Source organism: bacterium, assembly GCA_016699595.1.
Taxonomy (GTDB): Bacteria; Patescibacteriota; Dojkabacteria.
Map to the genome: position 1 here is coordinate 99,754 of CP064982.1, position 24,716 is coordinate 124,469.

General features: G+C 32.9%; 22 protein-coding genes. 18 read left to right on the plus strand and 4 right to left on the minus strand.

Translation table 11 applies throughout. The features are described 5' to 3' along the window. Positions 1-12: 12 nt before the first annotated feature. Positions 13-2,148, minus strand: coding sequence for a site-specific DNA-methyltransferase (locus tag IPJ91_00605; GenBank protein ID QQR93641.1), 2,136 nt, complete (start codon positions 2,146-2,148; stop codon positions 13-15). Positions 2,149-2,278: 130 nt separating this feature from the next. Here IPJ91_00605 and IPJ91_00610 point away from each other — a divergent pair, with 130 nt between their 5' ends. Then, on the plus strand, positions 2,279-3,562 hold the full coding sequence (locus IPJ91_00610) for a hypothetical protein (GenBank protein QQR93642.1): 1,284 nt from the start codon (positions 2,279-2,281) through the stop codon (positions 3,560-3,562). Positions 3,563-3,853: 291 nt separating this feature from the next. Here the strand turns inward: IPJ91_00610 and IPJ91_00615 are convergent, their stop codons facing one another. Together IPJ91_00615 and IPJ91_00620 are read right to left on the minus strand one after the other, a co-directional pair. Continuing rightward, positions 3,854-4,384 (minus strand): hypothetical protein, encoded by a 531-nt coding sequence (locus IPJ91_00615; protein ID QQR93643.1) that lies wholly within the window; start codon positions 4,382-4,384, stop codon positions 3,854-3,856. A 44-nt stretch (positions 4,385-4,428) separates the two neighbouring features. Then, positions 4,429-4,860, minus strand: coding sequence for a DUF4430 domain-containing protein (locus IPJ91_00620; protein ID QQR93644.1), 432 nt, complete (start codon positions 4,858-4,860; stop codon positions 4,429-4,431). A gap of 358 nt (positions 4,861-5,218) precedes the next feature. On the opposite strand from IPJ91_00620, the gene IPJ91_00625 reads away from it, so the two are divergent. Both IPJ91_00625 and IPJ91_00630 read left to right on the plus strand, forming a co-directional pair. Then, positions 5,219-5,971: a class E sortase gene (locus IPJ91_00625; protein QQR93645.1), complete on the plus strand. Its 753-nt coding sequence runs from the start codon at positions 5,219-5,221 to the stop codon at positions 5,969-5,971. A 27-nt stretch (positions 5,972-5,998) separates the two neighbouring features. Then, positions 5,999-6,553 (plus strand): hypothetical protein, encoded by a 555-nt coding sequence (locus tag IPJ91_00630; protein QQR93646.1) that lies wholly within the window; start codon positions 5,999-6,001, stop codon positions 6,551-6,553. A gap of 32 nt (positions 6,554-6,585) precedes the next feature. On the opposite strand, the gene IPJ91_00635 is transcribed toward IPJ91_00630, so the two are convergent. Further along, positions 6,586-7,473 (minus strand): HemK family protein methyltransferase, encoded by an 888-nt coding sequence (locus IPJ91_00635; protein QQR93647.1) that lies wholly within the window; start codon positions 7,471-7,473, stop codon positions 6,586-6,588. Positions 7,474-7,639: 166 nt separating this feature from the next. Here IPJ91_00635 and dnaB point away from each other — a divergent pair, with 166 nt between their 5' ends. The 15 genes from dnaB (at position 7,640) to IPJ91_00710 (ending at position 24,627) form a co-directional block, all read left to right on the plus strand. Continuing rightward, a complete protein-coding gene (gene dnaB, locus IPJ91_00640) occupies positions 7,640-8,956 on the plus strand; it encodes a replicative DNA helicase (GenBank protein ID QQR93648.1) in 1,317 nt (438 codons plus the stop codon). A 97-nt stretch (positions 8,957-9,053) separates the two neighbouring features. Further along, positions 9,054-10,070, plus strand: a complete 1,017-nt coding sequence (prfA, locus tag IPJ91_00645; protein QQR93649.1) for a peptide chain release factor 1 — start codon at positions 9,054-9,056, stop codon at positions 10,068-10,070. Positions 10,071-10,146: 76 nt separating this feature from the next. Further along, positions 10,147-12,225, plus strand: a complete 2,079-nt coding sequence (locus IPJ91_00650; protein ID QQR93650.1) for a beta-propeller domain-containing protein — start codon at positions 10,147-10,149, stop codon at positions 12,223-12,225. Positions 12,226-12,323: 98 nt separating this feature from the next. Continuing rightward, positions 12,324-13,088 carry an aquaporin family protein gene (locus IPJ91_00655; GenBank protein ID QQR93651.1) on the plus strand — a complete coding sequence of 255 codons (765 nt, stop codon included), beginning with the start codon at positions 12,324-12,326 and terminating at the stop codon, positions 13,086-13,088. Positions 13,089-13,151: 63 nt separating this feature from the next. Beyond that, the gene (locus tag IPJ91_00660) at positions 13,152-13,517 is read left to right on the plus strand and encodes a hypothetical protein (GenBank protein QQR93652.1); all 366 of its coding nucleotides are present in this window, start codon (positions 13,152-13,154) and stop codon (positions 13,515-13,517) included. 31 nt (positions 13,518-13,548) lie between these two features. Then, the gene (locus IPJ91_00665) at positions 13,549-14,172 is read left to right on the plus strand and encodes a hypothetical protein (GenBank protein QQR93653.1); all 624 of its coding nucleotides are present in this window, start codon (positions 13,549-13,551) and stop codon (positions 14,170-14,172) included. Between the two features lie 130 nt (positions 14,173-14,302). Beyond that, positions 14,303-14,446 (plus strand): hypothetical protein, encoded by a 144-nt coding sequence (locus IPJ91_00670; GenBank protein QQR93654.1) that lies wholly within the window; start codon positions 14,303-14,305, stop codon positions 14,444-14,446. 69 nt (positions 14,447-14,515) lie between these two features. Beyond that, entirely contained in the window at positions 14,516-14,938 is a 423-nt protein-coding gene (locus IPJ91_00675; protein QQR93655.1) for a hypothetical protein, read from the plus strand. 275 nt (positions 14,939-15,213) lie between these two features. Continuing rightward, on the plus strand, positions 15,214-15,783 hold the full coding sequence (efp, locus tag IPJ91_00680; GenBank protein ID QQR93656.1) for an elongation factor P: 570 nt from the start codon (positions 15,214-15,216) through the stop codon (positions 15,781-15,783). 64 nt (positions 15,784-15,847) lie between these two features. Beyond that, positions 15,848-16,831 carry a hypothetical protein gene (locus IPJ91_00685; GenBank protein ID QQR93657.1) on the plus strand — a complete coding sequence of 328 codons (984 nt, stop codon included), beginning with the start codon at positions 15,848-15,850 and terminating at the stop codon, positions 16,829-16,831. Positions 16,832-16,943: 112 nt separating this feature from the next. Then, positions 16,944-17,840 (plus strand): hypothetical protein, encoded by an 897-nt coding sequence (locus IPJ91_00690; GenBank protein ID QQR93658.1) that lies wholly within the window; start codon positions 16,944-16,946, stop codon positions 17,838-17,840. After that, positions 17,837-18,784, plus strand: coding sequence for an RluA family pseudouridine synthase (locus tag IPJ91_00695; protein QQR93659.1), 948 nt, complete (start codon positions 17,837-17,839; stop codon positions 18,782-18,784). The genes IPJ91_00690 and IPJ91_00695 overlap by 4 nt, the downstream gene beginning before the upstream one ends. A gap of 53 nt (positions 18,785-18,837) precedes the next feature. Further along, positions 18,838-19,860, plus strand: a complete 1,023-nt coding sequence (locus IPJ91_00700) for a hypothetical protein (GenBank protein QQR93660.1) — start codon at positions 18,838-18,840, stop codon at positions 19,858-19,860. Positions 19,861-20,006: 146 nt separating this feature from the next. Then, entirely contained in the window at positions 20,007-23,219 is a 3,213-nt protein-coding gene (locus IPJ91_00705; protein QQR93661.1) for a right-handed parallel beta-helix repeat-containing protein, read from the plus strand. Between the two features lie 40 nt (positions 23,220-23,259). After that, entirely contained in the window at positions 23,260-24,627 is a 1,368-nt protein-coding gene (locus tag IPJ91_00710) for a hypothetical protein (protein ID QQR93662.1), read from the plus strand. Positions 24,628-24,716: the final 89 nt, after the last annotated feature.

Sequence of the window (24,716 nt, forward strand, 5' to 3'; positions counted from 1 at the left end):
AGACATAGTGTTTTATTTAATATTAAAAGTGTTTATCATATTTATTATATGATCATAAAAATCTTGCAAATCTTTTAAATCAAAACCAGTATAATCTCCATGACTTGCATTATTTCCGATAACGATAAAAGTTTTGTTTTTCTCCCAAAATATTTTATCAAAAATATTTATTCTCTTAATTTCATCATTAAGATTAGATAGTTTTTTACCTTCAAATTCTATGGAATTTTTAAAACATATTTCATGAGTGATGTGTTCCATACATATTCGCAGAACTCTGGCTCCATCTTCTTTATTTGAATTATCTATATGCTTTTTAGCCCTTATTATCTCATTATTTAAATTAAACCTTCTTACACTTTCTCTTAAAGTTAAATTGATTTCTTTATAAATTTCTAATATTGGTTCTGGTATATCTTCCAAAACAATATTTTTACCAAGATAATTAAATATTTTTTTATCAATTCTTGAATAACTAAAAACATACAAGACTGTTTTTGTCTTACCTATTTTTTTTACTAAACTTTCAAATTCATCCATATTTTCACGAAAATATATAGCTGTTTTTCTGCTTTTATCTTTGTTTTCAAAAATTTGATACCACTGGTTTGTTTCTACTTCTTCAAAAGTATTTTCTTTAATAGCTATCATTTGTCCTGCTTTTTCTGTAAGTTTATTTCTTTGCTGATCATTAATATTATCAATTCTTTCTACTGGTATTAAATCTGTTTTGAAATATTGAAGATTACCATTTAGACCCTCAATAAATTCTCCATTTCCATTTTTATTATAACCTTTGATAACTTTTTCTAACCTTGGATATGTTACTCTTTGGCAAATTCCAAATTTTTCTTTGTCTTCATTTGGATTTTTTTCTGCAAGTTCACTTCCTACTCCGTTTAAATCATTATTAGTACATAAAATAAATCTACGATTCCCATTATCTTCTTTGTTCAATTGTAAAATCGCTTGTCCTGTTGTGCCTGACCCAGCAAAAAAATCTAAGATTGTAGAATTTTTATTTTCATAAGTAATACTCTCTATAAGATATTTAATTAATTTTGTTGGTTTGGGATAATCCATAGGAGAAATTCCATCAAACAAATTTTTTAATTCATTTGTAGCATCTGTATTTGTCGCTCCATCATTTATATATTTGCTATATAAACTAATTGGTGCTTTAATTCCAGCTTCTCTATTTGATATTTCTAATGTCGCTCTTAATGTTTTTATGCTTTTTATATATATAATTCCATTATCACTACTAATTGCTTCATTTATTTTTTCTTGAGACCACTTAAATCTTCCTTCTAAAATTATGTCTTCATTTGCAATTCCATTTTCAATAATTAAATCATTTTTGAGATAAACTTTTAGTTCTCCATTCCCATAAATTCCAGATTTTAATTCTCCATTATATTTAGAGCCTATTATTGTTTTTTCTTTTTTAAATAATCTTACAGCTATAGAATTTGATTTATTTAACATTTCTATATGCTTATTAGGATCAGTCATCCCTCCTTTAAATTCTAATTTATTATTTGAATTTTTATAAACTAACACATATTCTGTTACATTTATTACTTCTCTAGTCAAAAAAGATGGTTGTGTTTTCTTGTGCCAAATAATGGGATTTAAAAAATTATTCTCTCCAAACACAGCATCACACAACAATTTTAACTGAGCAAACTCATTGTCATCAATACTAATAAAAATAACTCCTTTTTCTGTTAGTAAATTTCTAGCAAGTCTTAATCTTTTATCCATAAAATTTAGCCACTTGCTATGCCTATATCCGTCTTCTTTGTCTATATATTTATCATTATAAACAAAATCTTTATTTCCAGTATTATACGGAGGATCAATATAAATTACATCAATCTTCCCTTTGTGAGTATAATTGAGACAAGTAAGAGCATGATAATTATCTCCTTCTATCAAAATATTATCATCACTATCATCAGTTTTGATTTCTTTTTCTTTTATTCTCTGTAAAATCGGAATATTATTTTCACAATCCAAAACAACTTGTTCTGGTTCTTTTTCACTATCCCAAACAAGCCCATACTTTTTAGTTTTTAGCTCTTTTTCTTGTTTTTCAACAAGTTTTAAGAGTTCTTCTTTGGATAAGTCTTGATATTTAGACATGAATTTTCTTTTGTAAAATCTTTTATTATATTTTTATAGATAAGTCGATACATAAGTATAATATAATTCTATTATTTTCAGTAAAATATTGCAAACAGAGATCGATCATGCATTTTGTTATAATTTCCCCATGTTCGCCCTAATCGACTGCAACAATTTCTACGCAAGTTGTGAACGGAAACGAAACCCAAGTCTGATCGATAAACCAATAGTTGTAGCTTCAGGTTTGCAAGGTGCAGTTATTGCTAGATCAAATGAAGCAAAAAAACTTGGTATCAAAACTGGTGATCCAATTTTCAAAATAAAAGATTTGATTGAGAAAAATCATGTTGCAGTCATTCCTACTGATATTCCATATTATGTCAAAATTTCAAGATCAGTTATGAAATGTTTGAATGAATTTTCTCCTGTTGTTGAGATTTACTCAATTGATGAAGCTTTTGTAACTATTTCAAATTATGAAAAAGATTATGAAACATTTAGTAAAAAGATAATTGATAAAATATGGGATCAAACAGGAATTCCAGTTTCTATAGGAATTGCAAAAACTAAGGTTTTATGTAAAATTGCTAGTAAATTAGCCAAAAAAGGCTACAAGTTTTTTGTTTTAGACAAAGATATACTTGGAGATGTTGAGTTTAGTAGTATTTTGAAGAACTTTCCAATTGAAGATATTTGGGGAGTTGGTTATAAGTTAAACTTAAAACTGCAAGTAAACTATATCTATAATGCAGAAGATTTGAGGCAAATGGATCTCAAACTGGCTCAGAAAATTGGAAATATTAATCTTGTTCGAATTGTTCAAGAACTGAATGAAATTAGTGTAATTGAAATAAATGAAAAGTTTGAAGCGAGAAAGATGATTTTGTTTTCCAGATCATTTACAACTCCGATTTTTGAATATGAAGTGCTTGAAAGTAAATTAGCAAAGTTTGTAAGTAGAGCTTCAGAAAAACTTCGCTCTCAAAATTCACTTTGTGGCAAAATTTCAGTTTACCTCTCAACTTCTCGATTTGAAAAAGCTGAAAAATATAGTATGTATGAAGAATTGAAAATCATTCCAACCGACTTTACTCCAGAACTTATCAAACACTGCAAAGTTTTACTTCAAAGAGCATATAAACCAAATACAAGATTCAAAAAAATGGGAGTAGTTTTGACAAATTTTACTGACAGAAGTTTTGATCAAGTTGAACTTTTTGATAATGAGCAAACTTTGAAATTGAAAAACAAAAAGAGCAATATGATGAAAGCGGTTGACAAGATAAACCAAAAATATGGTAAAAATATAGTCAAGAGCAGTGCTGAAGTTGAGAACTACAAGTCAAATGAAGCGAACTGGACTTCGCAAGATCCGGTAAATAGTTATGGAGATGACAATGCAACAATATTTGATGCGAAGAGGTTTATTTGAGTTTGAAATGGTGAAAAGAATATAGACATAATTAGATGCCTACATTCAAAGATCAAAACTTATAATTTATGAAAAATATCTTTGCTTATGCCTGGTAAATTTACATCAAAAACTCGCTCGAGTAGTCGAAAGCCCAAAGGTTTGATTGTAGTGGAAGTGTGATATTCACCATTACTGTCTGGCGCTGATGCACAAGTACTGCCATAGCCAACGCAAGGCGTTGAAAGTGGGAGAAAGAATGTAATTAAAAACAGTATAAGTATTATGATACTCATCTTTTTAGTTTGAAATTTAGTCATTTGATTGTATAAGTTTTGTTCTAAGTAATGTAGGTAGATTTGTATTGTCTTGAGCAACTCTGATAAATTTTAGTACTATCAAGTACCCGTATCCGAAAAACAAGTCAGACAGTATAGTCATCTTGAAAAAGGGTAGGGCACTTACATAGCAAAGTAAAAGATTGTCAAAGCCCTTTGGGTACCAATTTAGATAAACTCCTAAATTTGAAACCAAGAAAAAAAGTATAGATGCTAGTGGCAAAAGTAAAACTTGTTTTTTTGTATCTTCTTTTGCATATCGTCCAAGTACAAAGTAAAGGAAAAATCCTAAATAAGTATACAAAAATCCAGTATAAAAGCCCTTGTAAATAATGTCGAACACAACAATGACTAGAAAATAAGGTATGGGATTTTTGCCAAAGAAACCGAAAGCGCCAACAGGGGAGAAGTTTGGCATGAAGTTCACAAACCTTGCAAAGAAAACGATGAAAGCTCCAAAAAGATCTTTGAAACTGGGGAATTTACTTGTTGTATTTTTTGACAATTGGTACATTTCAGTAACTATTAGAGTATCTATTATTATCAATCTTAATCAATTTTGGTATATACCCATTCAACTTTATCATTTGCTTTCAAAATTGTATCTTCGGCTCCAGATTGTGCATCTTCACCATTTATTTTTAGCAACCAAAAATAGCCGTTATTATTTGCAATGATGCCATTGATTGAAGTTACAAACTTTCCTATGCCCGGATAGTCTTCAAACTTTATTTCAAATACATTTTGTGTTGCTACGAAAGCATTTGCACCCTCTATGCCATTAGTGAAAGTGAAGGTTTTGCCTTCAGAAATAACTTCAGAAGTCTGGCTTGTTGATAAACTCGATTTGCTTGCTCCATTTATAGTTTCTAAAGTTTTATCTCTGTTTGTCAGAAAAAATATTGCAGCTATTGCGAAAATCACAAATGCAACAATCAGGGTAATTTTTTTAAAGTTTTTTGGACATGAAATATTTTCCATAGAAATTTTTGTTAAGTGTTGAATAATTAATTGAAATTTGTTCGCTATCCTTTACGTACATTAAGTTGTATATATAAGCTCTGTATGTCCAATATATTGAATGTGTGGCATATTTTAGTATACGCATAGTTTTATTGCAAGTGAAATTACTCTGCGTTCAGGTTTGTCGAAAAGAGAAGTAAAATTAATTATTAATTAAAAATCTGTATTCACGCACAAAGAATTAAAAAGAAACTAAAATCAAGAGTGGTTATCTGAAATTTTCAAATGTCAAAATAGAACTAGATACTAATGCAAACTTGTAGTATAATTTTTCTTGAAATTTCTTTTGGAAGTTTTATTATTCAAATTTCTAAATATGACCATGCAAACTAGAGATAATTTAAGTCAACCAGTATCAAACAAAGTGAGGATAGGTAAACTCTCAATTTCAAGAAATTTATTGAAGATACTGATATCAATAATTTTTTTTGTAGGACTGTATTTTTTAGTTTCTCCTTTTTTGCCAAGAATCAAATATAATTTGTTTGACAAGGGAAAGGTTTACTTAACATACGATACTCAGATCGAAAACTTGATCAAAGAGCAAGCGGACAAAAATAGTGAGAAAGTTGTTGATAATAAAAAAGGCATACCAGAAGGAAGAAGATTGGTTATTCCTAGTATCAATGTCGATTTGCCTATACTCGAGGGTGTAGATGAAAGTACTTTGTCATATGGTGTTTGGTGGCGACCGGGAACTGGTGATCCAATCAAAGGCTCAAATATGGTTTTGACTGGTCATAGGCTTGGCTATGGTTTTTTGCCACAAGAAATTCAAGAACAATCATCTTTTTATAATTTAGATAAAGTGAAAATAGGTGACTATATCATAGTATATTGGGATGGTAAGGAGTATGATTATCAAATCAGCACAGAGGAGACTGTGTTGCCTACTGAAGCTAGAATCGAAAATCCAACTGATGAACCTCAACTTACACTGTATACATGTACGCCGGTTGGCATAAATAGTCACAGGCTTGTGAAGTATGCAAAGCCGATAAATATGCATGAAAACTCAACGACTGTAAGTTCAAGTAAATCAACGACAAGTAGTGCAAGTAGCATTTAATAAATTTGATTATAAATTATAGACAATATGACAATCTCAAAGTTAAAAAAGGGTTATAAATTTGAAGACAAGTTAAATCATATACTTTTCAATCCTGAAAGTTCTGAAGTTGAGCAAGATACTGCATTTATTCTGACTAATGATCAAAGCTTTGATTACAAAAGTCATGAAAAGTTTGTTGTTTCTGGTGCAGGTGAATATGAAATAAAAGATATTTCTGTATATGCTTATGATAGTGGGAATAGTGGAGGTTTTGACATTGCAAAAATTATCATTGAAAATATCGGTGTGTGCTATTTAGCAGAAACTATAAATGCTATACCTAAAACTATTTCAGAGGAACTGGGAAATGTAGATCTTCTCGTGCTTGAAATATCAAGTATGAGCTTATTTGACAATAAAGTTGAAATGATACAAGACATGGAGCCAAAACAAGTCTTGTTGCTTGATCTGGGTAATGGATTAGCTGGATTTGAGAAAGAATATAGTTCAGAAATTGAGAAAATCAAAAAGTTGAAAGTGAAAGATAGTGATTTCACACAGAGTGATAGTCAAGAGGTCAAGGTAATAACTTTGGAATGAAATTGCAATTTCTAACTATTTATCACTTTAACTTAGTCTATTAATTGTTCTACCTGTGTATATCTCCATTTCCCAAAAGTATCTTTGAATGATTGAAATTTGAAGTAGTGTTTGTATTCTTTCTCCAATTTCAAAATTTGTGATTTTGAGTTTAGCTCGAGTAGTATATGACTATTTTCATTCAAATGAGTTTTCCCAAACTGAAGTATCTCTCTTGCTAGATCTAACCCTTCTTGTCCTGCAAAAAGTGCCATTGTAGGTTCGTTTAGCTTCACTTTTCTAGAGACATGCTTAGAGCGAGTAGGTATGTACGGAGGATTTGAGATGATTAGATCGAACTTTGTGTCTGTTGAAAACTCTTCTATGCTTGTTTCAACAATGTCAACATTCTTGATATTGTTAGATCGCAAATTACTCCGTGCAACTCTAGCTGCCTGTCTTGACTTTTCGATAGCTATCAAATGTACAACTTTGTATGCCTCAAATGTTTTACCGATTTCCAAAGAGATGTATCCACTGCCAATCCCAACCTCGAGTATGGTGAGTGGTTTACAATTATTACTTTGCATCTTTCCAAATATTAGACTTTTGCCAAGTTCAATCAATCCCTCGGTTTCAACTCTAGGAATCAAAACATCTGGAGTGATTTGCAACTCTAGATTTCCGATTTTTATACTTCCTACTATTTGTGCAACAGGAACTTGCATATCAAGTTTTCTTTCAATGTTTCTCAAAACTAAGTTTATAGTATCGAAGTTTACACTGTCTTTTTCCGGACTTTTTAATTCAGGACGTTGTTTAGTTTCATTAATTGCAAATTGACAGATCTCGTGAAATTCAATATTGCTTAGATTCGCAATCAAGTTATAGCCATTCCTCTTCAGATTGTCTTTTGTCAGAATTCTTGTGATGTTGTCCATTTCAAAAAACTTGGAAACTGATTTCGAATTTTATAGTATAATCTAACAGAGAAAATTAATCTATCGACTTGATAATGTTGTTGATATCATTATACCATTATTTTGCATTTGCTTAATTTGAATATAGAAATAGAGTCTTGATAAATTAAACAATTATTTCAATTATATGACCCCAACTCTACCACACAATACAGAAGTAGAAGAATATGTTTTATCATGTGCGTTGGTTGATGAAGAAGCCATATACAGAATTACTCCGATACTTGAATCGTCAGATTTTTATGATGATAGATTGAAAGAAATTTATGAATGTTACCTGGAATTGTTCAATGACAGAAGAAGGATTGATTTGGTCAATCTTGCAGATATTTTGAAAAAACGAGATAGACTTAAATTCATTGGAGGAAAAAAGAAACTGATAGAGTTGGCAAGTCTACTTCCTACTGCATCGCAAGTTGAAGACTACTCAAAGATAGTCAAAGAATCATCTATCAGACGAAAGCTAATATCCAAAAGTAGTGATATTGCAACATTATCTAGAGATGAAACGAAATCTTTGTCAGATGTAGTAAATACGGCTCAACAAGACATTATGTCTATAAGCGAGCAAAGCATCAAGTCTGATTTCGCAAAAGTTTCTGATCTTTTATTGCAATATTATGAAAAAATAGAAGAGCTACACAAACATAAAGGTGAGTATCCGGGGATTCGGACGCACTTTGCAACATTGGACAAAATGCTTGGCGGATTTCAAGGTTCTGATCTGATAATTCTCGGAGCAAGACCTTCTGTGGGAAAGACATCTTTAGCATTGGACTTTGTCAGGCATATGGGAATCAAAGAAAACAAGAAAGTTGCATTCTTTTCTCTTGAAATGGCTGCTGAACAACTAATCCAAAGAATGGTATCTGCAGAATCTGGAGTTGCAGTGTTCAACCTCCGTACAAACAAGATATCTGAAGTAGCTTTGCACAAAATAACTCAAGCAGAAGAAAAATTAGCTGAGACAGATATATTTATAGATGAAACACCAGGTATCAATATATCAGAAATGAGAGTGAAGGCAAGAAAACTCAAAATGAATGAAGGTTTGGATATAATAGTTGTTGATTATTTGCAGTTGATTGCAGGAAATAGAAAAGAGAATAGGGTGCAGGAAGTTTCTGAGATAAGTAGAGAGTTGAAAAATTTAGCTAGAGAACTCCAAGTTCCAGTTGTAGCATTATCACAGCTTTCAAGGTCAGTAGTTCAAAGGGGTGCTGACTCCAAACCTCAACTTTCTGATTTGCGTGAATCAGGATCTATTGAGCAAGATGCAGATATAGTTATGTTTCTACATAGACCAATGTTTACTAGGGGTGAGAATCAAGATGGTGCTACTGATGATGCAACTTTGATAATTGCTAAACATAGAAATGGTCCAACAGGAGAGATTGAACTTCAATTTATGAAAGAAGAAGCAAGTTATAGAGAGAAGAAGTAAATTTATTCCCAAAGGTATGTATAATTGAAGAATTGACAAGACAGAACATGGATGTAATTAGTATATTGAGAAGTTCTTCTGTTATAATGTCCGTGTTATGTTAACCAAAGTACAATCAGAAAGGCTTGAAGAGTTGGAAGCAATACTTCTCTCTCCATCTCAAGAACTATATTCAAATCCATCAAGACTGAAATCATTGAATGCTGAATTTTCACATTTGAAAGAAATTAAAAGCATAAATGAAACTTTGGATAGAATTGAAAAAGAAATTAAAGAGAGTAGGGAACTGATGTCTTCAGGTGATTATGATATTGCAACAATCGCAAAAGAAGAAATAACTACTCTGGAAGAAGAGAAGAGTTTGAATGAAGCAAAACTAACTGAACTAGAGAAACCTCACGATCCAAAAGATTTTGGCGATTGTATAGTCGAGATCAGGGCTGGAACAGGAGGAGAAGAAGCTGCGCTTTTTGCAGGAGATTTGTATAGGATGTATACAAAGTACTCGACTACTAAAGATCTTGTCGTAGAAATTATGGATATGAACGAAGCTAGTGCAGGAGGTATTAAGGAAATCATTTTCAAACTATCTGGTGCAAATGCTTTTGGAACATTCAAAAGTGAATCAGGGGTTCATAGAGTCCAAAGGATACCAAAAACAGAAACAGCTGGCAGGATACATACTTCAGCTGCATCAGTAGTCGTGCTACCAATAATAGAACAGGATGAAGTAGAGGTGAATGAACAAGATTTGAAGATAGATGTTTTTAGAAGTTCTGGAGCAGGAGGCCAAAGTGTCAATACTACTGATTCTGCAGTAAGGCTCACGCACATTCCAACTGGAATCGTAATTAGTTGTCAAGATTCTAGATCTCAATTGAAAAACAAAGAGGCAGCATTATCTATCCTTCGATCAAAGTTATATGAAATTGAACTGGAAAAAAGGGAGGGTAACATTACAGATATTCGTAAAACCTCAATAAAAACTGGAGATAGGTCAGACAAAATCAAAACATACAACTTTCCTCAAAATAGACTTACTGATCACAGGACAAAGAAATCTTGGTACAACCTTGATTCAATTTTGGAGGGACATTTGGAAGGTATTTTGTAATGTTTTTCAAATTTTGATATAAAGTAATTATTCGAAAATTATTCTTAATTTTTTTGAAATTTTATATTCAAATAATATGAACAACAAACAAAGGTTCTTAGTTTTCTTTCTTTTTTTACTGCTTTTATTATTTTTCTGTACAGGTACACTGATTTTGATAAAGAAAGTTTTTGAAACCCGTAATTATGACTATGTCGGGATAGAAAATCAAAACAGGGATTTGATTTTTCTGACTAACTTTCAGAAGTTTAGCAATGAATTGGAATTCAGAGATTATCTAGCAAAAGTTTACGAGACAAGGAAATACTCTTTTGATGGAGGAATGAAAGTTACCCTAAATGATTTGACTGCCACTCCTGCCGAATCAGCACCAATCTCTATCGATCGATATTCTGAAACAAATACAAGAGTGGTTGGGATAGATGAGCCTGACAAAGTAAAAACAAACGGCAAAAGCATATTTCTGTCTGTAGAAAATCAAGACAAAAGCACACGGAATTGGCTAGAAAGTAAAATTTATCCTGATTTCTACTTCCCTTATCAATTCAAGACGAATGTACTAAATGCTTTACCAGTTGAGGATCTAAAGCAAGTTGCAGAATTGGAAACAGGAGGTGATATGCTTCTTTATAATGATATTTTGGTTGTGCTTGATTTTACTAACTATAACGATAGTAAGGAAATTACGGAACAAAAAATTGTAGGCTATAATGTGTCAGATCCAACAAATATTCAAAAAATATGGCAAATTGACTTGGATGAGAATCAGTCATATCAGGAAGCTAGGATCGTTGAAGGTAAACTTGTTGTAACGACTAGCAAATATACTGCCAATTATGAAAATTGTGTATTGCCTTTGTATAAAATAGCAAATGAGCAATTAAATTTGGATTGTACGAGTATTTACTTCCCAAAAAATACATATAATTCGAATAACTTGACTACTATAACTAAGTTTGATCTTAAGACTGCGAAAGTAGAAGGTACATTTTCTGCAATGACAAACTATTCGGCGCTAATTTACATGAATCAAGATAATATCTACTTAAGCTACCCAGAAGAACAGAACTACCCATACATTATACTTGATTTTCTTAAAACTGATGGAGTAGGTATATTTTCAAATCAGGTGATTTTGCGAATTGAGAAGATATTGAATTATGATATTTCATCAACTTCCAAATTGAATGAAATTTATGATTTGATGAGCAAGTACTTTGATTCACTAGACTCTGATCTTTCATTGAAGATGTCGAATGATTTGAATAATAAGATGGCAGAATATGCAAAGCGAAATATGCGAAGTCTAGTTGCAACAAAAGTAGTGAAAATTGACTTGAAGAATATGTCAGTAATCGCTCAAGGTAGGTTCCCGGGTCAGCTTTTGAATCAATATGCAATAGATGAATATAAAGGAAATTTAAGAGTTGCTACAACTATTGATTTATCAACCAATTTCTTTCTGCCGCAGATGCAACCTAGTAGAAGGTTCAATGAGACTGCTGAATCATTAATTGCTCTGCCATCGAACAATGGATCATTATCAGAAAATGATGTCTATGTATTGAACGAAGATCTAAACGTAACTGGTGAACTGACAGGACTAGGATTAACAGAAAGAATATATTCTGCAAGATATATAGGTGATAAATTGTACTTGGTAACATTTCGTAGAACTGACCCTTTTTATATAATAGATCTTTCCGATCCGAAAAGCCCTCAAAAGATTGGAGAGTTCAAAATACCGGGATATTCTGGGTACTTGCATGAAATTGATGAAAATATCATTCTTGGTGTCGGAATGGAGGGTTCAAATCTGAAATTATCAGTATTTGATGTAACTAATTCTGCAGAACCAAGTGAAGTGAGTAAGTATATATTGAATGAATACGGTTCAGAATCTCTGTACAACCCTCATGCTTTCGTTTTTGATCCTAAGTATAATTTGCTCTTCATACCCGGTTATCAGGGTGGATACTTGTTTACGATTGATGAGAAATATGAATTGAAACTACAAAAAGCTATAGATGGATACAATGTAGATAGAGCGATATATATAAATGACTATATTTATATCTTATCAAACAATGGGGAAATAAGAGTTTTTTCAGAAAAGACTTTTGATAAGGTAGGGGAATACAACAATTCAAAATAACAAAATAATTAGAAAAGTACTTGATTTATTTTAAAAAAGATTAGAAAATACAGATACTGTCTTTATCAATAATTATTTAATAATATAAATTTACTATTATGGACAAATATAAAGCATTATTTATAGAATTTCTTACAACATTTTTATTTACATTAGGAATATTATTAGCATTACCAAACGGTGCTTTTGTAGTTGCATTTGTAGCTTTAGGCCTTTTTGCTACTATGGTTTATGTCTTTGGAGAATACTCAGGAGCACATTTCAACCCAGCAATATCTTTTGGTGCTTTGGTGAAAGGTGAGATAACTTGGAAGAGGTTTTTGGGATATGTTGCGTCACAGGTACTCGGAGCATCTTTAGCAGCATGGTTGGTTTATGCTATATCGAAAGTTACTACATATAGTGCAGTTGTTGCTTATGCATATACGCAATATCCTTTATCTAGTGTTTCAGATGCTACGCACTGGTGGATTCCTGCATTTTTTGAATTCCTGTTTACTGCTTTGTTGGTTTTTTCAGTAATGGCACTTGCTTACAATAAGAGAAAAGAGTCAAATCAATTTACCGGCCTAACATTAGGTGTATTGATATTTGCTTCTATACTTTTGATGTCAAATATTAGTGGAGGCAGTTTGAATCCTGCAATTGCATTTGGAACAAACTTGGTCCATGCATCGAGTGATTTTTCAAAATATTTTGCTAATGATGCAAATTTGAATTTACTAAGTGTTTATTTGCTTCCTCAATTACTTGGAGGACTAGTAGCTGGAGTTATGGCAAAAGTTTTTGTTGACAACAAAAGAATGGTATTGAGAGTAGGTAAGGCATCCAATGTTCAAAAAACAGAAACAGTGAATGCTTAATTGATAACTATCCCAATTAATTATTAAAAAGTTAGAAATAAAAGTATAAAAATAAATTTTATTATGGAATCACAAAATATAGATCATAAAAATCATAAGGATTGTTGTGTCGAGAAAACGAAGGAAACTGGGATGATTTCTTGGTTTTTCACAAGCATTATTGTATTTTTTCAATTTTTGGCAACTTTGTTTATCTTGAGTTTAGGATTTACCGCTGGGAATGGTAATTATGATAGAGAAGCATTGTTCTTTATACTCACAATATTTTCCTTTTTGACAGCAGTGGCATTCTTGTTTTTATCGTTTTTTTTCAGTATAAAATTCAATAGATTTCAAAAGATTTTGCTAGCAGTCTTACTCTTGATGATGTCATGTAGTACAATGTTTTCGACAGTTATTCATTACTTAAATAACAATTTAATATATTAATTATTTAGATTTTTTCTTAAAAATATATACAATGAATCCAAACACACCTCAACCAACAAATATGAATCCAGGAATGCAAGTTCCGATGAGTCCTGAACAATATGCAGCATGGTACAATCAGCAACTGCAAATGATGCAACAAATGCAATCATGGCAACAACCTGCTCAACAAGTAGGACCGATGATGCCTCAAGCTCCTATGCCAAACTACAATCAAATGCCAGTTGGTATGTATCCACAAAGTCCACAACCTGTTATGCAACAAATGCAGCAACCTCAAGCACAAATGAATCCTGTTGCAAATCAGCCAATGATGGTTAATGGTCAACTAAATCCAGCAGTTTTGGATAGAGATCCAAATGTATTGGCATTTATGAATCAAGCTGTAAAGGAAAAATATAAAGATCAAGAAGTAACTCAAGATTTTTTGAAAACGGAATCAGAAAGACTTTATGATGATTTTGGTTCAAATTTAGTAAGTCACTTTGAACCAATGCTTAATGAAGATCAGTTAAAGCAATTTGATCAAATGCTACAAGACGGTGCTACTCAGGACCAATTGTTACAATACTTGATGAGTTGTATCCCTGACCTTATGAAAAAGATGGAAGAAGTATTATTAGGTTATAAGGAAAATTACTTGATGTCTTTCTAAACTACATTGATATGGAAATTAATTAAGCAGATTTTGTTTTCTTCTGAAAACTTAGTCTGCTTTTTTGATATGTCAAATGTATATTAGCTGAAAAACATTGATCGGATAGAGTATTACTTAATTTAAAATAATGATAATCAAATTCATACAACACAACAAGAACTATAAAGGTGATGACAATCAAGGGAATCAGATTGAATCTCAAATAGAAGGGATGAAAAAACAAAAAACCGAGTATGGCAAGAACATAGAGGAACTGACAAAAGCCGTATAGCAATTAAAAATTGGCATATCACAGCATAAAAATGAAGTAGCGAGACTTCAAAATGGTGAGAAGGAAACGATGCAGTCATTGAACGAAATAGATGCCAAAATTGCTGGATTCAAAGCCCAAATAGCAAATCTTGAAAATGCACTCTACAATCCTGATATACCTGAGCAACAAAAGGAACAGTTGAAAGAAGAGTTGAGACAATACAGGGAAGCTCTAAAGCAACATCTGGAAGCAAAAGAACAAAGAGAAGATCAATTAAAGCAATATAAGGCTGCTATACAAAATTACCAAAAGCAGATACAGCAAATGCAACAACAGTTGCAACAATATCAAGGTCAACTTGCTCAATTGAAGGCTCAAAAGAAAGGGTTGGAAGTGCAATTGAAATCTCTAGCAGGTGTTGTAGCAAAGCAAAAAATGGCACAAAAAGAAGCTGCAAAGAAGAATCAACAGATAGCTGTTGATGCTGAGCAAAGTGGTGGAATTGGATAATTTAGACTTTCAAATTACATTTATTTTGCAATTGCCTTGCATATTCGCAATTACATTGTAATAGTTACAACCTCTGAGATTTAATCTTCACTAGGTCCATCACGGTTATTTGTATAATTATCAGAGCATTTGCTGTTGATAGTTAAACTTGAATATTTAGTGCTTGTAAATTTTGATTTCCTTGATATAATTCGCTGTATTGGTCGAAAGAGTCATTGCAGAGTTTGATAATTATATCAAATTGATTTACTACAAATTTACGAAATTTTTTTCATATGGCAGTTTATTTAAATCCAACAGAACTCCGAAATGGCACCGTTTTTAAGCAAAATGAAGAGTCATTTAAGGTTTTGCGTTATGAACATAACAAAAGAGGAAGGGGTCATGCAACTATAAGAGTTAAAGTAAAAAATGTAGTTACAGGACAGGTATTGGAGTTTACTTATACTGACGGAGATAAACTTGAAGTAGCAGACATAGCAAAGAGAAATGCACAGTTTCTCTATAAAGATGCAAAAAGCTTGTTTTTTATGGATGGCAGTGATTTCTCTCAATTTGAATTTTTGCTAGAAGATTATGCTTTTGAAGCAGCGTTTCTGAAAGAGGGATTGATAGTTCAAGTTGTTTGGTTAGATCAAAAGCCTGTGAGTTTTGAGTTACCGGCATCTGTTGAACTTGAGGTCGTCTATACTGAAAATGGAGTTGCAGGTGATACAGTTTCTGGCGCTTTGAAAGATGCAGAATTGGAAACTGGACTCAAATTGAAAGTGCCTTTATTTATAAAAAATGGAGATAAATTGAAGATTCGAACTGATGATGCTACATACCAAGCTAGAGTAGACTAGAAAGTATCAGATTACTGTTATATTTGATTAACTATTTTTATTCAACCACTGCGATTTTTATGAAATGCCATTATTAGCTCAAACAACCATAAGCCAGGATATAGTACCTGCAGTTACAACTTCTACTACAAGTTCATTGACATCTTTTAGTACATCTTCAGCAAACCTAGTGTTGACTACAATTGACAAAATTCAAACTTTGGATTTCAACTTAGTTGCGAAATACTGTCTTGGTATACTAATTTTTATATGGTTGGTTATGACGATATGGGTTTTTCTTGATGCAAGAAGGAGGTATGTACATTGGTATACTGCTTTAGTTATAACAATGCTTTGTGGAATTCCCGGAATAGGTTTTGCTTTTTTGCTCTTGTATGCAATTATGCGACCTGAATTGACAATAAAAGAATGGGAGATCGTTCACGCAAACTACGCCAAGTTTGATCTTTATTCATATGGTAGACTTGACAAAGCTTTGCCAATGCCTGATCCTGTAGAACAAAAAGATATCAAGAAGGACAGGGAAAAAGAGGAATTACAACTTAAGCAAGATACTGCTGAGAAAGAGAATTCTGAACTAGCCAATGCTGAAGAACTAAAGAAACTTGAAGCTGAAAGTAACGAAGTACAGGAACTAAAAAATGATGTCGAAGAGATAGCTGAACAAGTCAAAAAACTTAATGAGAGTATAAATGAAAGTTCTTTGGAAGCTAAGATCGATATTGTAGAGCAAAGAATTGCAGATGAAGATGATGCAATTGATGTAGAAGTATCTTCTGATACATTACCTGCAGATGCTCATACTGCAGAGAGTTTAAATGATTCTGAAAAACAGGGTTCAGAAAGTCCAGAAGAAGTTTTGGATGTAGAGACATCAAACCAAGATATAGTAGGTACAGAGCTACCAAGAGAACAGAGTGAAGTTGAGACAAAGGATGGGGAATTAAAAAAAGATAAACTAGGAGCTGACATTGACGAGGTCAAAGATGCAGCAACACAGAAACTTTCGCTCTGGCAAAGACTGAAAAATTTTGTTAGTTTTGAATAGAGCTTAATTACTATTTCTTCGGTTTATAAATAACTTTAAGTTGCATATTCTTGATAGGTTGCTACTAATTTATATATTGTCAATTCATACATCCTTTGATATGATATAGCCTATGGAAATTGACAGTATAATTATTGTAATAAAAAATATATTGGTATCCAATTGGTTGATACTTATACTTTCCTTGCTCCTATCTCTATATCTGATCTTTCGTGATGCAAAGCGTTTGAATATAGAGTATATAAAGTACTATGATAAATTATTTAAAGTCTTAATTTTAGGTTTAATCCTGTCTCGTATCATTTTTTTTGTTTTCAATTTTACAGAAGTATCTAACCTCCCCTGGAATGTAATTCCAAGGATATATATAGAAGATCTTTATACATATCAAATTGCAACTGAATGGTCTTTGAAAGTTCTTCCGTGGAATTTTTTTGATATATATTCTGGTATCAATGTTTCAGGTTTCTTCATATCTTTCATTCTTATAGTTTTGTACAAACGAAAAAATTATAAAAAAAGTAAAGTAGTTGATTATTCATATTTTGCTTCGGTTAGGATTTTGATATTGCCTGTTTTCATATTTGTAAGCACTCTTACAGTTTTGATTTATCGTAAACTCGGCAAAGGATTCTTCTTGGAATCACTTTCAGATATGGATTATATAGTCTTTTTTCTTATAGTTATAGTTGCTCTTTGGATAGGTTGGTTTGCTAGAAAAGAAAAAGTCCAATTTGACAAGGATATTCGAAACTCACTTAGGGAAACAGCCGATGAAGATAAATTGGTTGAAGTTGCAAAGAAAGTTAAATTTGAAAGATTCATGCAAAGAAAATTAAACAATTCAACAGCAAATGATTCCACAGTGGAAGCAGCAGTAAGTCAAAAGAAGAGAAATAACTTGTTAGAAAGGCATTTGTTTACTTCTCTATATACAAAAGCTGGAGACTTGAAGTTTTTGAGGTCAAATAAGAAAGAAGTGAATGATAAAAAAAGTAATTTTCAATGAACAATATAACGACAGTCAAAAAAGAATATCACAATATGACTTTGGAGCATTATCTTCTGATAACCTATCCTGAATATTCAAGATCGTATATGTCCAAACTTATCAAATCTGGAATGGTTGCTGTAAATGATATAGTGTCAGATTCTCGACTCAAGAGAATAATTCATAATGACAAAGTAGAAATTGAATTTCGAGATAAAGTAGGGGATACGATTCTATCAGAAAACATTCCATTTGAAATTATATTCGAAAATGATGATTTGCTCGTTATCAACAAAGAAGAAGGTGTAGTTGTCCATCCTGGAGCAGGACAGGAATCCGGCACTTTGTTAAATGCAGTAAAACATTATCTAAAAGAAGATTCACAGCCCGTTATGGTGAACAGGATAGACAAGGAGACTTCAGGGATAGTTTTAGTAGCAAAAACTCCAAAATCTAGAGAAGTTTACGCAAAACAGTTTGAAAATAGGGAGGTCAGTAAGACATACCTTTGTGTAGTTTCTAGTAAATTGAATCCAGCTCTTGATTCAAAGTATGGTACTGTGGCAGAAGATGGATTTCAAATTGAAGGGATGATAGGTCGGAACAAAAGGAATAGAAAGATACAATATTTGTTTGAAACAAAAGTTGGCAAAATCAAAACTGTCAATAGGGACAAGTTGAATTTGAAAACTGCTGACAGAAGGTTTTCCCTTACTCAATTCCGTCATTACAACGAGAATCCGGCATATATTACATTGTCAGTCTTTCCTGTCACAGGTAGGACTCACCAAATAAGAGCACATCTGAAAGCTATAGATTTCCCCATCATAGGTGATCTGGACTATTCTGGAGAAAAGTTTGCTAGGCTTATGCTTCATAGTTGGAAACTGTCAATTCAGGTTGACGGTAAAAATCAAAATTTTGAAACAAAGATACCAAGTGAATTTGATATTTTTTTATAATTTGGTTCTCGCTTGTGATGTTGAGAAATTACTCCAAGTACAAAAAGCAGGATATGAAGCGTGAACGATTTCCAGTAGGCCACTTTTCTTTGAAAAAACCAGATTTCTTTATATTAGGCAAATTTAGAGAACTAACAATTAGCTTAAGAAATCTTTCGCAAAGTCAAAAAGTTAGCTTGAAGATACTAACTTTTGTAATCATTCTTTTTCTTGCTGTGATAGTTTTATTCAACCAGTTTTCTTCTAAAAATATTGTATCCAAACTTGAGTTAAGCAATCCATTTACTACACGCAATCAAATTATCCCAGGAAACTCGTTTCGTGTTGCAGTGATAATATTCGAACAATCCGATGACTCAAGGATTGCAACAAAGTTTTTTATCTCAAAGTTTGATCCAAAAGAGCAAAGTATCGTGACTCTCAATTTTACAGATGCATTAGACTCAAGTAATCCAGACCTTTTTGCAGCTAAAAGTTTATATGAATTTGAAAACTTGATTAGAGAAAAGTTATCTTTGTATATTGACAGGATTATAGTTATTGAACCTAGTAGCTATCAAAGTAGCGAACTTATGGATCTATCACCTAAAGAATTTTGGCATATATTGGACAGGAAATTCAAAAATATGACAAACATTGTTAACTATATTCAAGCTTTCAATAGCGATATGCAAACGAATCTAAGCGTTGAAGAGTTCTACGAAGCTCAAAGAATTGTTGGGTACAATTTGTTCTCAACTATCGATGCAAACCTATCTATACAATCAGATCTAGACAATAGATTTTTAAGCGATGATATCTCAAAAGAACAAGCAAGAGTTGAGATAGTGAATTCTTCTGATAAAGGAGGTTTGGCACAGTATTATGCAGGTTTACTTGCAAATTCAGGAGTCTTTGTAAGCAAAATAGGGAACTTTGACTATAGTTTTGAAAGAAATGTACTTTATGTAGAAGATGTTGAGAATTACCAATCTACAATCACCTTGATAAGCAATATTTTACCTGATCTTGAGATTCGAAAACAATCACTTAACGGTTTGACGACTTCCGATATGCTACTGATTGTCCGAAAATAAATACCTGCTTATTTTCAATCTTTGGTAGTAACAAATTTCACATATTTTTACATACAATTTGCTTGCAATGAATTTGAAAATTTCTTATCATAGAGTATTTATTAAATAGTACATTTTCAAGTGTAATCTAATCTAGTGTAAATACTATGAACACAAATATCACTTTTTCAAACTTCGCGAATAAAAGAAACGGCAAATTAGTCATGTTTTTTTTATTAGGACTAGTTATGTTTTTCCTAATAATAACCATTTCTTTGACTTTATCAAAAAGGGACATAAATCTAGACGAGTCTAATGCTGGTAACTATAATGTCGTCAAAGACAAAGATGGTTGGTGGGTGCAGGCGGCTCCTTATTGTGAAAATTTTCCTGTAACCAATAGTCAAGGCGAATGTTCGAAAGTAACTGTAGTCAGTGGCTCTATTGTGCAACGACTAAATCAGACAAAGAAGTGCGACAATACAGTATGTCCAGCTCAACCTTCGCCAGCGAGTAGCTGTATAGATATACAAACTTATGTCAAGGGGGACAGCAAAGATACTAATGATCAAACGAAGTGGAGGTGTACCGATGTGAGAAGTGGTAATACATGGAGTGATCCTAAGGAGAATTCTTCTGGTCAAGGCGTGAAATGTGATGGAACTACACTTTGTCAGTCACCTGTTTGGCAAACAGCAAGTTTAGGAACTATCCAAACAATCACAGTGTGCCCTACAGTATCTAGCTCTGCTGACTGTACAGCTGGATATGTCGGAGGGAATGGATTGAGAAAGGCGATAAATGACATACAAAATGGAGGAACGATCAAAGTAAAGAATGGAGTGTACAAAAATACTGAAGCTACTGATGTTCAATTTCAAGATACAACTGGAACGAGAAAAGTAGCTTACTTGATAAGAGACAAAGATTTGACAGTCCAAGGGGAATCAAGAGAAGGAGTAGTGCTTGATGGGAGTGATCCATCAAACAATGTAACAGATGGGGTGAGAGGTATAGTGAGTGTAGGAGTGAGTAAAGTAGAGATAAAAAATTTGACTGTTGCAAAATTCACCTCTCATGGTATTCTCTCTCGAGATACATCAAGTATGACAATAACAAACTCAATATCCAAAGAGAATGCACATTCAGGCATTTCCTCTTGGGATACATCGAGTATGGTAGTCACTGAATCAGTATCTGAAAATAATAGCCTTCAGGGCACACTGTTCTCGACTGGACATGGCTTTTTTGCTGGGCAACAATCAAAAATGATGCTTCGCAATGTGAAATCAATTGGTAATAGAAGAGTAGGGGTATGGATAGCAACCTCTTCTGAATTAAAAATAGAAGATAGTGAGATTCTTGCTAACTTAGATTCTGGCATAATACTAAGTGACGGAGCTAAACTCACTTTAACTTTAAAAAATACAAAGATACAAGCGAATACGATAAATGGTATATTGTGTAGTAATTCTTCAGCTAGAATCACACCTGAGTCAATAGGCAATACAATTTCTGAGAATGGTGGTGGGAACTATGTGAGTACAAATGGAGGATGTCCGGGGACTACACTGGAAACTTTGACTGGGAGGGCTACATACACAAACGGACTTCATGTTGTATTGGTAGGTTCAGATGGTAAAAGAATGAAAGATACAGCATATTCTCAAGAAGTACAATGTGAAGGTACTAGACATGTAGATTTCTCTTTCACTTCTGTAAGTATGTCAGGAGATAGTAGCAATACAAACTTGAGGGTTAGACCAGATCAGTGTTATAACGATGGCAAAAATCCACAGTTATTGTTTAGGACGCAAAGCAGTACAACTGAAGAAGCTACTTGGAATTTTAGGACAACTTTCGGCGATGGATGTAGTTGGGTTTATGATAATGACTATAGAACTCCGGAGACTACGGCATCAGGTAACAATTGTTCAAACATCTCTTTTCTAGGAGGTCGAGCAACTAATGTAGACTCTATATATGCTTCTCTCACTATTAGACTTGCTCTTATTACAAATACTACACCTGCAACATCTGCAACAGGGACATTTGGTACAAATAATACTGAGCAACCAGAATTATCAACAATCACAGTTTGTCCTACTGAAGGTTCATCTAGGGATTGTACATCGGGATATGTTGGAGCTAGTGGTATTCAAGATGCATTGAACAATGTCAAAGCAGGTGGAGCGATAAATATCAAAGCTGGTGTATACGAAAATACAACAACAACCAATGTCCAAGAAGTCGGGCAAGTAGTCAAGGTTGCTTACTATGTAACTAAAAATGTAAATATAATGGGAGCGATGAGAAACAACGAGGTCGCTGTTTTTTTGGAAGGTGCAAGAAGTCAAACGGACACACTTGGAACTAGAGGCATTTATGTGAAAGACGGTGTAACAGTCAAGATTGATAATGTGGCAGTGAAAAATTATACAAGTCATGGCTTTGCGTTGTCTGGAAGTTCAACATTAAACGGTAGAAACTTGAATTCATCAGGAAATCAAGGAAGTGGATTTATCGCAGTGGATAATAGTAAATTGAATCTAACTGATAGCTACTCAAACAACAATGTTAGAAATGGAGTTGCATTATGGAACAATTCCATTGCAAATTTGCTAAGTCTTGAAATCACAGGGAATGGACGGGGTATAAATATTGGGGATAATAGTAAATTGAAATTAAATCAAACTGAGATTCGTGGAAATAATAATACTGTAAGCTACAAAGATAAGTACGGACTAGTTTGCGATGGTGGAAATTCTAAGATAGAGCAGGATTCAAAGGAGAATAATTTAACACAAAATCAAGGAGGAGATTTCAAACAGTTAAATAATGGTTGTCCTGGTATCACTGAGGCGATGTTGGAACCTACTGTAAATGTAACGACTACACCATCTCCTGTAACTACAACACCTACAACAAGCGCATCTAAGTGTATTGTATCTGGTTGTAATAGTGAAATATGTAGTGATACGAATCAAAATTCAACTTGTGTCTACAAAGAAGAATATGCATGCTATAGAACTGCAAAATGTGAGGTTCAACAAAATGGGCAATGTGGATGGACTCAAACCTTGGAACTGATAAGTTGCTTATCTGGATCTCAAAACGGTACTACTAGTCAACAAGTACAATGTACAAAATATGATTTAAATAGAGATAATAAGGTAACCATACTTGGCGACTTTACATTATTCTTGAACGAATTTGCAAATTATCCAATAAAAGCTGGCATTCGAGATTCAATAGCAGATTTCAACTCAGATCGAAAAGTTGATATAGTAGATTTTGTAATGTTTAGAAATGCTTTGTACCAATATGCTGTTACAAAAAGCTGTGATGTGACAGTATTAGAAACAGAATTTAGACCTTAACTAATTATTAAAAATTAATTTATAAGTAAACTTTGAATTTATGTCAAAACTGCTCGGTTCCAACATTAAACTAGATAAGAGGTTACTGACCTTGTTAATATTTCTTGCAGTAGGGGTATTGACATTGGTTGTATTATTTGTCGTGCTTGTATTACCATCTCTTGCTCCCTCTAAATCAAGTGCAAGTAATGTAAGTGTATACCTGACACCTAGTACTGGAAATATTTCGGCTACACAAGATACAAATATTGATTTGTATATAAATACAGGTGGAACGGAGGTTACTGCAGCGTCAGTATTCTTGAAGTATGATCCAGCTAAAGTCTCTTTACAAATTTCGCAGGGTGAAATTCCAGTGGCTTTTGTTTCTCAAAGTGCAGGAAATGATACTTTCGAAATACAGGCAGGTTTGGCAGAAAAAAATGAACAAGGAGGGATTACAGGTAGAGGATATACAGGTACTGGTATAGTAGCTAGGATAAAAGTGAAAGCATTAACTGGACAAACTTCAGGTACAGCTTCGTTATCTATCACTGATCAGTCCAGTTTGGAAATTGGCGGCAATAATACTGGATTTTCAAATCAAAGTATAAGAGCGTATGTATATAATCTGGGAAATGCTTCTGCTGCTACTCCTATAATTGTTAATCTTACACCAGCACCAGCAAATATAACTAATTACGATGATACTTATGTGAATATAGCTATAAGTACTGTAAATCAGAATGTACAAGGAGCAAAAGTATATCTAAGGTTCGATCCAACGAAGGTAAGTATTGAGGGCTTAGTAGGTAGTATTCCAGATTTTGGAACAAGCATATTCCAGTCAAGAATTGTAGATGGAAATACATTAGAAATTCAAAGTGGTGTTAGCCTAAGTAATCAAAGTGGGTTCAATGGCACAGGCACATTTGCAAGACTGAAGTTGCGAGCATTAAGTACTCAGAAAGGGATAACTGAAATATCTGTACTTGATTCTTCAACATTTGGTATAACATCAACTACATGGATAGGCATTTCAACTTCAAGTGTGAAAGCATATACATTTCAGTTAAATGAAAGTGCAATTGCAACTAGCAGTTTATCATCAAATCCGGCGACTTCGGCAGAACCCAGAAGAAGCACGAGAAGTAGTAGTTTATCATCGTCTAACTCGTCTTTATCATCATCGAGATCATCATCTTTATCATCTAGTATGTCTGCTACCTCAAGTATTAGTAGTATCGGAGCGATTCGTACTAGTTCTCCATCAGTATCATCAGCTCTTCCTTCAACAGGCATTCTTGATTCGTTTGGAGGTAATGAATGGATGATATATTTGTTTGTAGGTTTGGCTTTAATAGCAATAGTTGGTTTACCAATGTTAACAAAGGTAGGGAGTTTTGAAAGGTCTATAGTGAAATCTTGATATGTTATAATTCCGAATGTCTGTAAGCATACTGAAAGTAAATACTCGTTTTAAGATATATCTTACCATATTGACTATTTTTGTCTTAG